Origin of the sequence: Aquisalimonas sp. 2447, from assembly GCF_012044895.1 — a bacterium.
Classification (GTDB): Bacteria; Pseudomonadota; Gammaproteobacteria; order Nitrococcales; family Aquisalimonadaceae; genus Aquisalimonas.
The window spans coordinates 3,092,110-3,106,491 of the sequence record NZ_CP050695.1 but is presented as its reverse complement, the minus strand read 5'-3'; the positions used below and the strand labels follow the sequence as shown (position 1 = coordinate 3,106,491).

At 66.6% G+C, this 14,382-nt stretch carries 13 protein-coding genes; 5 read left to right on the top strand and 8 right to left on the bottom strand.

The annotated features are described in order from the left end of the window. The first annotated feature begins 2 nt into the window (after positions 1 to 2). From rng to pmbA, 5 genes are all read left to right on the top strand, one after another. Positions 3 to 1,478: a ribonuclease G gene (gene rng, locus KU884_RS14695; protein WP_167783328.1), complete on the top strand. Its 1,476-nt coding sequence runs from the start codon at positions 3 to 5 to the stop codon at positions 1,476 to 1,478. A 134-nt stretch (positions 1,479 to 1,612) separates the two neighbouring features. Next, the gene (locus tag KU884_RS14690) at positions 1,613 to 5,011 is read left to right on the top strand and encodes a YhdP family protein (protein ID WP_167783327.1); all 3,399 of its coding nucleotides are present in this window, start codon (positions 1,613 to 1,615) and stop codon (positions 5,009 to 5,011) included. 69 nt (positions 5,012 to 5,080) lie between these two features. Then, positions 5,081 to 5,965 (top strand): carbon-nitrogen hydrolase family protein, encoded by an 885-nt coding sequence (locus KU884_RS14685; RefSeq protein ID WP_167783326.1) that lies wholly within the window; start codon positions 5,081 to 5,083, stop codon positions 5,963 to 5,965. Positions 5,966 to 6,020: 55 nt separating this feature from the next. Further along, the gene (gene tldD / locus KU884_RS14680) at positions 6,021 to 7,463 is read left to right on the top strand and encodes a metalloprotease TldD (protein WP_167783325.1); all 1,443 of its coding nucleotides are present in this window, start codon (positions 6,021 to 6,023) and stop codon (positions 7,461 to 7,463) included. A 529-nt stretch (positions 7,464 to 7,992) separates the two neighbouring features. Next, on the top strand, positions 7,993 to 9,348 hold the full coding sequence (gene pmbA, locus KU884_RS14675; RefSeq protein ID WP_174813746.1) for a metalloprotease PmbA: 1,356 nt from the start codon (positions 7,993 to 7,995) through the stop codon (positions 9,346 to 9,348). A 49-nt stretch (positions 9,349 to 9,397) separates the two neighbouring features. On the opposite strand, the gene KU884_RS14670 is transcribed toward pmbA, so the two are convergent. The 8 genes from KU884_RS14670 to KU884_RS14635 all read right to left on the bottom strand — a co-directional run bounded on the left by KU884_RS14670 (position 9,398) and on the right by KU884_RS14635 (position 14,377). Further along, positions 9,398 to 9,736, bottom strand: coding sequence for a type 1 pili tip component (locus tag KU884_RS14670; protein ID WP_167783324.1), 339 nt, complete (start codon positions 9,734 to 9,736; stop codon positions 9,398 to 9,400). Positions 9,737 to 9,816: 80 nt separating this feature from the next. Further along, a complete protein-coding gene (locus KU884_RS14665; RefSeq protein ID WP_167783323.1) occupies positions 9,817 to 10,086 on the bottom strand; it encodes an HPr family phosphocarrier protein in 270 nt (89 codons plus the stop codon). Positions 10,087 to 10,090: 4 nt separating this feature from the next. Continuing rightward, on the bottom strand, positions 10,091 to 10,501 hold the full coding sequence (locus KU884_RS14660) for a PTS sugar transporter subunit IIA (protein ID WP_167783322.1): 411 nt from the start codon (positions 10,499 to 10,501) through the stop codon (positions 10,091 to 10,093). Then, on the bottom strand, positions 10,498 to 11,367 hold the full coding sequence (gene rapZ, locus KU884_RS14655) for an RNase adapter RapZ (RefSeq protein WP_167783321.1): 870 nt from the start codon (positions 11,365 to 11,367) through the stop codon (positions 10,498 to 10,500). Before rapZ ends, KU884_RS14660 begins: the two co-directional genes overlap by 4 nt. Beyond that, positions 11,360 to 11,860, bottom strand: a complete 501-nt coding sequence (locus KU884_RS14650) for an HPr kinase/phosphorylase (protein WP_167783320.1) — start codon at positions 11,858 to 11,860, stop codon at positions 11,360 to 11,362. The genes rapZ and KU884_RS14650 overlap by 8 nt, the downstream gene beginning before the upstream one ends. After that, positions 11,857 to 12,330 carry a PTS IIA-like nitrogen regulatory protein PtsN gene (ptsN, locus tag KU884_RS14645; RefSeq protein ID WP_371807941.1) on the bottom strand — a complete coding sequence of 158 codons (474 nt, stop codon included), beginning with the start codon at positions 12,328 to 12,330 and terminating at the stop codon, positions 11,857 to 11,859. Before ptsN ends, KU884_RS14650 begins: the two co-directional genes overlap by 4 nt. Positions 12,331 to 12,402: 72 nt before the next feature. After that, on the bottom strand, positions 12,403 to 12,741 hold the full coding sequence (hpf, locus tag KU884_RS14640; protein WP_167783319.1) for a ribosome hibernation-promoting factor, HPF/YfiA family: 339 nt from the start codon (positions 12,739 to 12,741) through the stop codon (positions 12,403 to 12,405). A gap of 52 nt (positions 12,742 to 12,793) precedes the next feature. After that, positions 12,794 to 14,377 carry an RNA polymerase factor sigma-54 gene (locus tag KU884_RS14635; protein WP_167783318.1) on the bottom strand — a complete coding sequence of 528 codons (1,584 nt, stop codon included), beginning with the start codon at positions 14,375 to 14,377 and terminating at the stop codon, positions 12,794 to 12,796. Positions 14,378 to 14,382: the final 5 nt, after the last annotated feature.

Below are 14,382 nucleotides of genomic sequence, written 5' to 3'. Positions count from 1 at the left end.
CCATGGCCCAGGAAATCCTGATGAACTGCACGCCGCAGGAGACGCGGGTGGCAGTGGTGGAAAATGGCGTGCTTCAGGAAATCGCCGTGGAGCGTGCCCGGCGTCGTGGCCTGGTGGGCAACATCTACAAGGGGCGTGTGCAGCGGGTGCTCCCCGGCATGCAGGCGGCTTTCGTGGAGATCGGCCTGGAGCGTACCGCATTCCTGCACGCCTCGGACGTTGCCGTCGCCCCCGACAGCGAGACCGGCGAGACGCGTCCGCGCCGGCCGGTCCCGGACGTCCAGGAGCTGCTGCATGATGGCCAGGAGGTCATCGTGCAGGTGATCAAGGACCCCATCGGCAGCAAGGGCGCGCGGCTGACCACCCACCTGACCATTCCCTCACGCCATCTGGTGCTGCTGCCCCGCAGCCGCAACCTCGGCGTCTCGGCACGCATCGAGGATGCCGGCGAGCGGGAGCGTCTGCGCGTGATCGGGCAACGCTTCCTGGACGAGGGTGACGACGGTGGCTATATCATCCGCACTGCCGCCGAAGGGGCCAGCGAAGCCGCCGTGGAATCGGATCGCCGGTTCCTGTGCAAGCTCTGGGAGACCATCGCCGCAGGTGCCCGCGAGGCGAAGGCCGGCACCTGCGTGCACGAGGATCTGCCGCTGGTGCTGCGCTCGCTGCGCGACACCGTGAGCAGTGAGGTGGAACGCATTCGCGTCGACTCCCGGGAGAACTATTTCAAGGTGCACGCCTTCTGCGAGCAGTTCTTCCCGGAGATGAGCGCGCGGGTGGAGGCCTATCCCGGAGAGCGACCGCTGTTCGACTTCTACGGCGTGGAAGAGGAGCTCCAGCGGGCACTGTCACGCAAGGTGGAGCTGAAGTCCGGCGGCTACCTGATTATCGACCAGACCGAGGCCATGACCACCGTGGACGTGAACACCGGCGGCTACGTGGGCCGGCGCAACCTGGAAGAGACCATCTTCAAGACCAACCTGGAAGCCACCCAGGCACTGTCCCGGCAGGTGCGGCTGCGTAACCTTGGCGGCATCATCATCATCGACTTCATCGACATGCAGGATGCCGAGCACAAGCGCCAGGTGCTGCGTGCCCTGGAAAAGAGCCTGGAGAAGGATCACGCCAAGACCCAGATCAGCGGCGTGTCCGCTCTGGGCCTGGTAGAGATGACTCGCAAGCGCACCCGGGAGTCCCTGGAACATGTGCTGTGCGCGCCGTGTCCTACCTGTGAAGGGCGTGGCTTCATGAAGACGCCGGAGACGGTGTGTTACGAGATATTCCGGGAACTGATCCGCGAAGCCCGACAGTTCGAGGCAGACCAGCTGCTGGTGATCGCCGCCCGGCCGGTGGTCGACCTGATGGTGGAGGATGAGAGCCGGAGTGTGGCGGAGCTCGAAGAATTCATTGGCCGCCCGATCACCTTCCAGGCCGAACCGCTCTACGCCCAGGACCAGTACGACGTCGTTCTGATGTAATCTGTCAACGATGCACCGTGAATCTCCGCGGTGTACGAGTGCTCACAGTTCCGCGCCATGTGCCATGACATCCATCTCGCTATCTCCGGGCGACCGCCACGGTCGCCGCACCGGCGTGTGCCGGGAGGGAGGTCATGGTGACGGTGCTGCGCTCCCTGGCACGACTCGCCCTGGGTGGCCTGGCTGCGGCCATCGTGCTGCTGGCAGTGGCGCTGTCGCTGGTGCGGCTGGGTGTGCATTACCTGCCGGAGTACCGTGCCCAGGTGGAGGTGCGCTTGAGTGAGGCGGTGGGCCAGCCCATTCGCATCGAGGCGCTGGAGACGGCCTGGGCCTGGCGCGACCTGCGGGTGGTGCTGGAGGGCGTGCGCCTGGGCGATGACGAGGACGGCCTGCGCCTGCCGCGGCTGGAGGTGAATCTCGATCTCTACGCCTCGGTCCGTGATCGTGAGCCCCGTTTACGTGAACTCGTGCTGGTGGAACCATCCCTGACCGTGCAGCGCGGATCGGATGGTGCCTGGAGCGTGGTCGGGTTCGGTGAGCCGCGCTTCGCTGGCCTGGAGGAACTGGATCTGCTCATGGCGCAGCCCGGCCGCCTGCGGGTCGAGGACGGGCGCATGGATCTGCTGGATCTGGTTCACGACCAGCGGTATCACTTCCAGGGGCTCCATGCCGCCGTGGACGACGACGATGGCTGGCGCCGTCTGGCCGGGAGCGGACAGTTGCCGACGGAGTGGGGTGGCCGTGCCGAATTCGCGGCACGCTGGCCGCGGGATGCGGAGCAGCCGGTCAGCGAGGGTCCGCTGTCACTGTATGCCTCGGCGGAGGACGCCCGGGGGCGCATCATGGAGCGTCTGCTGGGCGCGCCGGATGCGCCGCCCTACCTCTCCCTGGCCGGCTCCCTGGATGTCTGGGCGGACTTCCCCGAGGGGCTGCCGCAGCCCGACGGCCGGCAGCGCGACGGCGACATGGCGGTGCGCGCCCGGGATGGCTCCGGCACGCTGCCGTATCTGTTCCGTGAGGAAATCCCGTTCGTTGCTCTTGAAGCGGTGGGGGAGTGGCGCTTCGGCCCCGACGGCTGGGTAGTGAACGTCAACCGGACACGGGTGAACAACGAGGATGGTGAAGTCCACGCCCGGGTGAGAGTGGACAAGAAGCCCGATCAGTCTCCTTTCCTGGACATCCGCGCCAGCGTCGATGGCCGCTCCGGGAATGCCGTGAATACGTCCCGCTACCTGCCGGTGGGCATCATGTTCCCGGAACTGGTGGAGTGGCTGGACGAGAGCATCATCGCCGGCACCGCCCGGCGGGCGGACGTGGTGTTCCACGGGCGTACCGACGATTTCCCCTTCGATGACGGCACCGGCGAGTTCGACGTGCGTGCCGATGTCACCGGCGTCACCCTGGCCTATCAGCCGGAATGGGCGCCGCTGACGGGCATGGACGGGCGTCTGCGCTTCCATGGCCGCTCCATGCGCATCGAGGCGGACCGCGCCGAGATCAGTGGTGCCAGGGTGCAGCAGGCCACTGCCGGGATCGAGGATCTCCAGAGCAGTCCCTTGCGCATCACCGGGTCCGTGCAGGGACCTGGGGATGCCTATCTCGACTTCCTGCGGACCATGCCGCTGGCCCGGGAGGTGCTCGAGGCTCCGCTGGAGCCGCTGAGCCTGGACGGCGAGCATGACCTGCAACTGGCACTGACCATTCCCTTCGACGGCGCACCGGTGGATGTGGATGGCCGGGTGCAGCTGCGGGAGGGGCGGTTGCAGCTGCGGCAACCGGTACTGGCCCTGGAAGCGTTGCAGGGCACAGTGGATTTCGACCGCCACGGCATCACCGCAGAGGATGTCAGCGCCCGCTTTCTGGACGGGCCGGTGACGCTGGCCGTGAATACCGGTTCCGACAGGGATAACGGTGAACCGCGGATTCGCCTGCGGGCTGACGCCCCGGAACTGGACGCCGCTGCCCTGCAGGAGGCCCTGCGTGGTGGTGGATCGGTGCTGGACGGGCGCGCGGGGCTGCAGGTGCTGGCGGATTTCCCGGTGTTCGACGCCGAGCCCGACACCGCCGACATGGCCGTGAATATCGGCGCGCACAGTGATCTGGTGGGTGTTGGCATTGCCATGCCCGCACCCATGGGCAAGGCGTCGACGCAGCAGCGGGCGCTGGCAGCCCGGCTGCGCATTGGTGAAAGCGGTCCGGAGCCGTTGCGGGTCACCTATGGTGACCGTCTGGATGCGTTGTTTGACCTGCATCCGGACACCGGTTTGCGCGGCGCCGGCCTGCGTCTGGGTGGCGAGCAGGCAGTGCTGCCAGGTTCCGGCAGTATCCGCCTGGATGGCCACGCCGAGCGGCTGGACCTGGTGGCATGGCAGCGGTGGTTCCGCGAGCACGCCCCGGAGATCGCCGATGATACCGGCGCAGCCACCGTGGACGGCTTCGATCTGGCCGTCGACAGGCTCCTGCTGGGCGACCTGGAATTCTCCGGACAGCGTGCCCGGGGCACACGCGATGTCACCGGCTGGTCGGTGGACCTGGACGGTCCTGACATAGCCGGCCACCTGTTCTGGCCGGCCGGATCCCACATGGCCGTGGAGGCGGATCTGGAGCATCTGCGGCTGTCGTTGCCGGCGGCGGTGGTGGACGAGGACGCGGACCTGGCACTGGACGAGGACCTGCTGGCGGATGTGGACCCGGCAGCATTGCCCGGTCTCCGGGTCCGTATTCAGGAGCTGGAACTGGACGACCGTCCGCTGGGCAATCTGCAGGTTCTGGGAGAGTCCGTGGGCGGCGGCTATGCGGTAGAGAACATTCTGCTCCGCGGTGACCACCACAGTGTCACCGGGCGTGCGGCATGGATGCGCCACCCGGACGAGCGCACGGAAGTGGAGTTGGACGTGCGCAGCGACGATATGGGTGGGCTGTTCGCGGGCCTTGGCTACCGTAACGTCATTCGCGGCGGGCACGGCAACGGGCGTGTGGCCGTCACGGCGCGCTCCGCGCCGTTCCCCATGGCCCCGGAGACCCTGGAAGGCGAGGTGCAACTGGCGCTACGGGACGGTTCACTCACCCAGGTGGAGCCTGGTGCGGGGCGCGTGTTCGGTCTGCTTAGCGTGGCCAATCTGCCGCGCCGGCTGACCCTGAACTTCGCCGACGTCTACGAGGAGGGGTTCGCATTCGACCGCATCGACGCAGATTTCAGTATTGCCGATGGTGTGGCCGAGACGCGGACCTTCACCCTGGTGGGGCCGTCGGCCCGCGTGGATGCCGCCGGTACCATCGACCTGGCGGGCCGCAGTTACGATCAGCGTATAACCGTGATGCCCCGGGCGTCGTCGGCGCTGCCGATTCTGGGCGGGGTGTTCGGTGGTCCGCCGGGTGCCGCCGCGATGTTCCTGGCGCAGCAGATGTTCAGTACACAGCTCGACCGCGTCGCCCGCATGCATTACCACCTCACCGGTTCCTGGGCGGACCCGGAATTCGAGCCGGTGCTGCAGGAGGATGGTGACGTTCTGGACTCCCCGGGCATGCGTTAATGCAGCGCTGGGCGCCGCCTTCCGGCCCCGCGTACAATGGCTGTGTGAATGGTAGCGGAGGGCGGCGGTATGACGGCATCCGGTAATGGCGGTGCGCGGGTGGCTGCGGTGCAGATGGCCTCGGGGCCTCGTGTGGACGCCAATCTCTACGAGGCGGGGCGGTTGATCGGCATGGCCGCCAACGCCGGTGCGCGGCTGGTGGTGCTGCCGGAGAACGTGGCCATCATGGGCCTTGCCGAAACCGACAAGCTGGCCCATGTGGACCCGGACAGCGGCGGCCCGATCCAGGAGCGGCTGGCCGGCCATGCGGCGCGCCATGGTGTCTGGCTGGTGGCCGGGACCATCCCCATGTGCGGTCGCGACCCGGCGCGGGCCAGAGCCGCCTGCCTGGTGTTCGACGACCAGGGGCAACGGGTTGCCCGTTACGACAAGCTGCACTTGTTCGATGTCCAGGTGGACGGTGATGCCGCCTACGCGGAATCCGCCACCCTGGAACCCGGTGACCAGGTGGTGACGGTGGCCACCCCCTTCGGCTGTATGGGGGTGGCTGTCTGTTACGATCTGCGTTTCCCGGAACAGTTCCGGGTCATGGCGGACCGCGGTGCCGACTTCTTCGTGGTGCCTTCAGCGTTCACCGCCCGCACCGGCGCCGTGCACTGGCGACCGTTGCTGCAGGCGCGGGCCATCGAGAACCAGAGTTACGTCATCGCCGCCGGACAGGGTGGTTATCACATGAACGGCCGCGAGACCCACGGTGACTCGTTGATCCTGGACCCGTGGGGCAGCGTGCAGGATAGTCTTGCGCGGGGCTCCGGGGTGGTCATCGGTGAGCTCGACCCGGTGCGGCTGGCCGATGTCAGGGCGCGCTTTCCGTCGCTGGCGCATCGGCGGCTAAGCTGCCCGGACGCGGTGCAGCCGGCGCCGGCTGACGCCGTCGTGGCACGGAACACCTGACGTCGCGGGGAGTCCACCCCGGCGTATCGATTCGCTACCGGAGAAGGTTGCAACCATGGAACAGAGTCTGTCCATTGCCACGGAACGCCTGCTAGCCCCGGCAGGGCTCAGCGAGACCGCGCTGGAGGATGTCTTCGGCCGCCTCATGGGGCCGAGCATCGATGCAGCGGACCTGTACTTCCAGGCCAGTCGCCACGAGACCTGGGCGCTGGAGGACGGTCTCATCAAGCAGGGCGGTTATGCCATCGACCAGGGCGTGGGCGTGCGCGCCATCAGCGGCGAGAAGACCGGTTTCGCCTATTCCGATGAAATCGTGATGCCGGCGCTCATGGAGGCCTCCGGAGCTGCCCGCGCCATTGCGCGGTCCGGCGTCGGCGGGCGCATCCAGGCCTGGCATCGTGGCCGGGGGCTGGATCTCTACGGCACGGACAACCCGCTGGAGAGTCTGTCCGATGCGGACAAGGTGGATCTGCTGCGGCGCGTCGATGCCGAGGCGCGGCGCCAGGACCCGCGGGTGGAGCAGGTGATGGTGAGCCTGTCCGGGCTCCACGACGTGGTGCTGGTGGCCGATCACGAGGGCCGCCTGAATGCCGATGTGCGCCCGCTGGTGCGGCTCAATGTCTCCGTGCTGGTGGAGCAGGGGGGTCGCCGGGAGAACGGCATGGCCGGCGGTGGTGGTCGCCACGGTTACGCCTTCTTCCTGGAGCAGGACCGCGCCCTGGGGTATGCCCGCGAGGCGGTGCGTCAGGCGTTGCTGAACCTGGAGGCGGTGGACGCGCCGGCGGGGACCATGCCGGTGGTGCTGGGTCCGGGCTGGCCCGGGGTGCTGTTGCACGAAGCGGTGGGGCACGGTCTGGAGGGGGATTTCAACCGTAAGGGCACGTCCGCGTTTGCCGGCCGCATGGGCGAGCGGGTGGCCTCGGAGCTGTGCACGGTGGTGGATGACGGCACGGTGCCGGGGCGGCGTGGCTCGCTGAACGTCGATGACGAGGGCGTGCCCGCGGAGAGCACGGTGCTGATCGAGAACGGTCGTCTTTCGGGATACATGCAGGACCGGATGAATGCCCGCCTGATGGGCATGCAGCCCACCGGCAACGGGCGCCGGGAGTCCTATGCGCATCTGCCCATGCCGCGCATGACCAACACGTACATGCTGGCCGGGCCGCATGATCCGGAGGAGATCATCCGTTCGGTGGATCACGGCATCTATGCGGTGAACTTTGGTGGTGGCCAGGTGGACATTACCTCGGGGCGGTTCGTGTTTTCGGCCAACGAGGCGTATCTCATCGAGAACGGCCGTGTCACCCGTCCCGTGAAGGGGGCGACGCTGATCGGCAACGGGCCGGAGGTGCTCAAGCAGGTGAGCATGGTGGGTACTGACCTGAAGCTCGATACCGGCATCGGAGTCTGTGGCAAGGAGGGGCAGAGCGTGCCGGTGGGTGTCGGGCAGCCGACCTTGAAGGTGGATGCGCTGACCGTGGGCGGGACAGAGGCCTGAGGTATTGATTATCGCTTCCGGAGCTGACTCGCACGGCATTGCCGGAGAGCGGTTCTTTCGATCCGGGGCGCGGGACGGAGGGAGTCCGATCCCGGACACGCCCGAGTGTCCTGTTACCGAACTTCGTCGCATTTTGAGCATCCGTGCGGCGTCAGGGCGAGGCGCGGCTCGCAGGCAATGGCTGTCGCCCTTGGCAAGAGGCGCAACGAAGTCCTGGCGCCGCACGGATGCTCCCGCAGGGCCTGTTCTCAGGGCCGCTGAGGCGGCGTTATCAGCCCTCGACGTAGTGGCGCTACGCCTTCGGCCCGATGGCCTTGCCTCAACGGCCCTGAGAACAGGCAAAATGCGACGAACTTCGGTAACAGGACACTGGTACATCCCTGTAGGCTCGTCTCCAGCCATCCATGGCTGGAGACGGTCCGGGATCGGACTCCCTCCGCCCCGCTCATGGCACCGGCGACCGTTCGGGTGCCATGGAGTACGGTGTTCCGCCATTGACCAGTCTTGAACACAACGCCGGAGGAAGAACATGACCACACCAACCGTCACTGCCAGTGCGGCGCTGCCCACCACGGATGAGCTGGCGAAGATCGTCCAGCAGGTGCTGGACGAGGCGAAGCGGCAGGGGGCGAGTGCGGCCGAGGCGTCGGTGAGTGTGGGCACGGGGTTATCCGTCAACGTGCGTCGTGGCGAGGTGGACACCCTGGAGCACGAGCGGGACCGTTCCCTGGGGGTGGCCGTGTATTTCGGCCAGCGGCAGGGGACCGCAGCGTCGGCGGATTTCTCCGCGCAATCGGTGCGGGATACGGTGTCCGCGGCGTGCAGCATTGCCCGCTACACCTCGGAGGATCCGGCGCAGGGGCTGGCTGACCCGGAGCTCATGGCCACCGAGTTCCCGGAGCTGGATCTGGATCACCCCTGGGATCTGGAGCCGGATGCGGCCATTGATCTGGCGCTGGCCTGCGAGGCGGCGGCGCTGGATGCGGATTCCCGGATTTCCAATTCCGAAGGGGCCGGGGTCAGTACGGGGCGCTCGGTGCGTGTCTACGGCAACAGCCACGGTTTCATCGGCGCCACGGAGGGGACGCGTCACGGCGTGAACTGTGTCGTTGTGGCCGGTGAGGGTGCCGGCATGCAGCGGGATTTCTGGTATACGGTGGGCCGCCACGCGGATGAACTGGAGGCGCCGGAGGCCGTGGGCCGCAAGGCGGCGGCCCGGGCGGTGCGGCGGCTGGGCGGTCGCCAGATCGCCACCGGGCGCATGCCCGTGCTTTATGTGCCGGAAATGGCCCGGGGCATGATCGGTCATTTCCTGGGTGCGGTGCGCGGGGGGAGTCTGTACCGGCACGCCTCCTTCCTGCTGGACCATCTGGGCGAGCGCGTGTTTCCGGAGCACGTGACCATGACCGAGTATCCGCATCTGCCCCGGGCGCTAGGCAGCGCCGCCTTTGACAATGAAGGCGTGGCCACCCGGGACCGGACGCTCGTGGACGCCGGGGTACTGCAGGGCTACGTGCTCGACACATACTCGGCGCGCAAGCTGGGCATGACCACCACCGGCAATGCAGGCGGCGTACACAACCTCACCGTCCACCCCGGAGAGCACGACTTCGAGGGCCTGCTGCGGGAGATGGGCAACGGGCTGGTCGTCACGGAACTCATGGGCCAGGGGGTCAACGCCGTGACCGGCGACTATTCCCGGGGCGCGGCCGGCTTCCTGGTGACGAACGGCGAGTTGGGCGAACCGGTGGAGGAGATCACCGTCGCCGGCAACCTCCGCGACATGTTCCGCAATCTGCGGGCCGTGGGCAGTGACATGGACACCCGTGGCAGCGTCCGTACGGGCTCGCTGCTGCTGGACGATGTCACCGTTGCAGGACAGTAGTGGCGCATGACGCCAGCCCCGGTGGCGGAGCCGGCCGGGGGTGACCACGTCAGGGCGTCCCGCTCTCGCGCTTGATACGTTCCAGGTGCTTACGCGTAAGTTCGTTGAATGTCGGCGTGCTGCCGACGTCCTCGTAGATGGGGTCGCCCTGTTCGTCCTCGGCGACCACGCGCTTGCCCTGAATGTAGGGGAACGAGGCTTCCAGGTCGTCCAGGGCCGCCGAGAGAAGATCGGTGATCAGGTCCTGTTCCGAGCGGCCGGGGAACATGTCCCGCAGCGCCGCGAGCTTGGCCGCGTCGTGGACGGGCAGGCGCACCTCGTAGGTTTTCGCCGTGCGTACTTCGGCGGCGTTCTGTTCCCAGAGCTCGACCAGTTTCTTTACCTGCATGGTCTCCCACCTCCCGATCACTGGAACCTGCATCGAGTCTACCATCGCCGGCGGCGGTATTGTGGGGGCTGAGGGCCGGGCTATTCGCTCTCCTGGAAGCGTTCATTCACCAGCCCTTCCAGGGCGTCCAGCGCGGCCTCCGCGTCGTCGCCGTTGGCTTCCACGGTGATGGTGGTACCACGCCCGGCGGCCAGCATCATCATGCCCATGATGCTCTTGCCGTTGACGGTCTTGCCCTCGCGGTGAACCTGGATCTCCGCCTGAAAGCGGCCGGCCAGGGCTACGAACTTCGCCGCGGCCCGGGCGTGCAGGCCGAGCTTGTTGATGATGGTGACATCCCGTTGAGCCACGCCGTCAGCACTCCCTTGTGGCGTGGAACGTCTCCACGAGAATCACGCCGTCGCGGCCACCAGTGCGGGCCTTGTCCGCCAGTTCCGGCAGGGTCAGCCCCGGGTAGTTGAACACCCGCAGCAGCATGGGCAGATTGACCCCGGCAATGACGACGATGCGGTGATCCCGGGCCAGCTGCGAGCACACGTTGCTGGGCGTGGAACCGTAGCAGTCGGTGAGCACCAGCACGCCGTCGCCGTCATCAAGGAGTCCCACCAGGTCCATGGCCCGCTCGATCAGCTCGGCGGGCTCGCCGTCGGGAGTGACTTCCAGGGTGCGTGTCTGCACCGGGCAGAATCCCAGCGTCTCCCGGGCCGTTTCCAGGAGTTCGTGACCAATCCGGTTGTGAGTGACCAGCAGAATGCTGACGCTCATGAAAGCTCCCTGTGTCGTACGCTCACGTCCTGTGTGCCGTCGTCGAAATGGCTGGCAAGCCGGTCGCACAGGTAGACCGAACGATGCTGCCCTCCGGTGCAGCCGATGGCCACCGTCAGGTAACTCCGGTTCTCGACCTTGAATGCCGGGACCCAGCGGTCGAGAAAATCGCGGATATCGGTGTACATGGTCTCCACACTCTCGTGGGAGGACAAGTACCGCGCCACCGGTTCGTCCTGACCGGTCAGGGCGCGCAGCGCCGGTTCCCAGTGCGGATTGGGCAGGACCCGGGCGTCGAAGACGAAATCCGCATCGGTGGGGGCGCCGTGCTTGAAGCCGAAGGACTGGAACAGCAACGACAGCTTGCGCGAGTTGCGGGTGAGCCGCTGGCGCACCAGATCCCGGAGCTGATGCAGGGTCGTCTCCGTGGTGTCGATGACCAGATCCGCCTGCGACTGAATCGGCACCAGCAGGGCGCGCTCCCGGGCAATGGCGTCGGCAAGGGGGACGTCACCGCTGCTCAGCGGGTGCCGGCGCCGGGTCTCGGAGAAGCGCTTGATCAGCGTGCTCTCGTCGGCGGTGAGGAACAGGATCTCCGGCTGGATGCCGGTGACCCGCTTCAGCTTCGCAAGGATCTCCGGAAACGCTTCCAGATCGTTCATGCGGTTGCGGGCGTCAACGCCCACAGCGTAATGGCCCAGAGCCTCCGGTGCCAGGCTGGTGACATGGTCGCCGAAGGCGGCGAGCATGGTCACGGGGAGGTTGTCGATGCAGTAGCAGCCGTTGTCTTCCAGCGTATGCAGCGCCACGGTCTTGCCTGAGCCCGAGAGGCCGCTGACGATGATCAGGCGTGTCTGCTCATGCATGCTCGGTCTCGCTCTGCAGATGGCCGCTGCCATGCAGTCGGGCCAGGGCCTCGACCACCAGCGCCAGAGGCCGTTCCGGTGCCACCGGCAGCCGGACCCGGGGGACCAGGATGCCGGCCAGGGTGATGGCGTCACGGACGGGGGCGAGCCGGGGCCAGTCCAGCCAGTCCTTGGGTCGGCAGAGACCGACCACCAGGGTGATCGCCGCCGACGGGCGGATGGCATTGTGCCCGAACAGAACGTCCGCCGGGCAGGGGCCCAGGCCGCGGATCTCCAGCATCCCCGCCAGGCTGCTCGGTGCATGGCCGCTAAGGACACCGTTGCGAACGGCCACGGTGACGCTGTCGTCCGCCACCAGCTGGTGGCCGCGGTCCAGCAGTTGCAGAGCCAGTTCGCTCTTGCCGATGCCGCTGTCGCCCTGCAGCAGGATGCCGTCCCCATGGATGGCGACCAGCACGCCCGGAATGGTGGTGGTGTTCCCGGTGCGGGTCATGCCTGTCCTGCGCCCGACTCCCACTCCGTGAGCAACTGGAACAGGGCCTGGGCGTCGGGTGCATTCCGAAGCCGGTTGCAGAACGACGCGTCGCTGAACATTTCCGCCAGCCGCGCCAGGATCTGCAGGTGTTCGTCGGTGAAGTGCTCCGGCACCACAAGGGCGAACAGGAGATCCACCGGTTCACCATCGAAGGCGTCGAAGTCGATGGCATCGCCGGTGCGGATGAATGCCGCTGCCGCCGCTTCGTTGCCGTCCATGCGCGCATGGGGCAGGGCAACACCGTGCCCGAGACCGGTGCTGCCGAGTTTCTCGCGGTTGATGAGCTTGTCGAAAATGGTCTGAGCGGACAGCGCGGGGTCGGAGGCGGCAACGAGGTCACTGAGGACTTCAAGCCCGCGCTTCTTGCTGGTGACGTCGACGTCACAGGCGACACGGTCCGGAGTGATCAGGTCGGCAATCTTGATCATGCTGTTCCACGCAGGGTCATGGCTGCGGCGTCCGTTATCGCCGGTGGCCGGAAAGGCCACCGGCGCAGGGTGTCAGTCCTCGTCGCCTTCACCCGCCGCCTTGGCCTGAGCCCCTTCGTTGCGGCGGTGATCGGTGACCTTTTCCTTGTGCTTCTTCACCTGGCGGTCGAGCTTCTCCACCAGACCGTCAATGGCAGCGTACATGTCCTGGGCGCTGGCGTCAGCGTACAGCTTGGCGCCACTGAGCTTCATGGTGGCCTCGGCCTTCTGGACGAGCTTCTCCACGGTCAGGATGACGTGGACATCCACGACATTGTCGAAATGGCGTTCCAGTTTGTCCATCTTCGCTTGCACGTAATCCCGCAGGGCGTCGGTGAGATCGATGTGGTGCCCGGTGACGTCTATCTGCATAAGGCCTCCTTGATGGCGCCCGCTCGGGCCGGGATATCGTGCATCCCGGAGCTCAGGCGATGCGTTTCCTGTCGTTGGACGAGGCAATGGACATGGATTCACGATACTTGGCTACGGTCCGTCGCGCCACATCGATTCCCTCGTTTTTGAGAATCTCCGCAAGTTTGCTGTCGCTGAGCGGCTTGCGCGGATCCTCGTCGCCGATCAGGCGGCGAATGCGCGCACGGATGGCGGTCGCCGAGCACTCGTCACCGTCGACGGTGTGCACATGGCTGGAGAAGAAATACTTGAACTCGAAGGTGCCCCGCGGGGTGTACATGTACTTCTGGGTGGTGATGCGCGAGATGGTGGATTCGTGCATTTCCACCTCTTCGGCCACCTCCCGCAGCACCAGAGGTTTCATGGACTCTTCGCCGTGCTCCAGGAACTCCTGCTGGTGGTTGACGATGCAGGTGGCGACCTTGAGCAGGGTCTCGTTGCGGCTCTGTAGACTCTTGATGAACCAGCGGGCCTCCTGCAGGTGCTGGCGCATGGTGGAGTTGTCGCTGCCCTGGTCGCCGCGCTTCACCAGCCCGGCGTAGTAGCTGTTCACCCGGATCTTGGGGGCGGCTTCGGGGTTGAGCTCGACCCGCCAGGCACCACGCTCCTTGCGCACATAGACGTCGGGGATGACGTACTCAGCCGGTGCGCTACTGATCTGCGAGCCGGGGCGCGGGTCAAGCGAGCGAACCAGGGCCAGCACCTCGCCCAGCTCGCCCTCGCTGATCTTCAGTTTGCGGGTCAGCTGGCTGACCTGACGGCTGCCGAGCAGATCCAGGTGGCGGTCCACGAGCAGCCGTGCTTCGTTCAGCCAGGGCGTGTCGTCGGGAAACTGGTCCAGCTGGACCAGTAGCGCCTCGCGGGGGTCCAAAGAGGCCACGCCGACCGGGTCGAAGCGCTGGATCAGGTGGCGCACCGCCTCGACTTCATCGGCCTCCACCGGCTCGTCCGAAGACACCGAGGCGCAGATGTCCTCGATGCTGACGCCGAGATAACCGTCGTCGCGGACGCCGTCGATGATGGCCTCGGCAATGGCCATGTCGCGATCACTGAAATGGGAGAGCTGGGCCTGCCACAACAGGTGCTCGTGGAGGCCACCACCGTCACCGGCGGTACGGTTTTCCCAGGTTTCCCGCTGTTCATCGTCGCTGCCGGCGGCACTGTACGAGGTGCTGCCGTCGTAGATGTCGTTCCAGTCGGAGTCCAGCGGCAGGTCTTCGGGGATATCGCTCTGCTGGTTTTCCGTGCTCAGCTCCGGTTCGCCGCTGTCGGTGGTTATCTCCGCGCCGGTAGCCTCGCTTGCGGCAGCCTCTGTGGACTCCGCATGCTCCCGGTTCTCGGCAGCCTCCGTGCGCTCGCCGCCGTCTTCGGCGTTGTTCTGGCTGTCTTCGCCGTCCGCGTTGCCGCTGCTGTCGAGTTCGGCATCGTCGGACTCGTCGAGATCGTCGGCGGGTTCCAGCATCAGGTTGGAGTCCAGCGCCTGCTGGATTTCCGTGCGTAGCTCAAGCGTGGAGAGCTGCAGCAGCTTGATGGCCTGCTGCAGTTGGGGGGTCATGGTGAGCTGCTGTCCGAGCTTGAGTTGTAGCGACTGTTTCATCGACA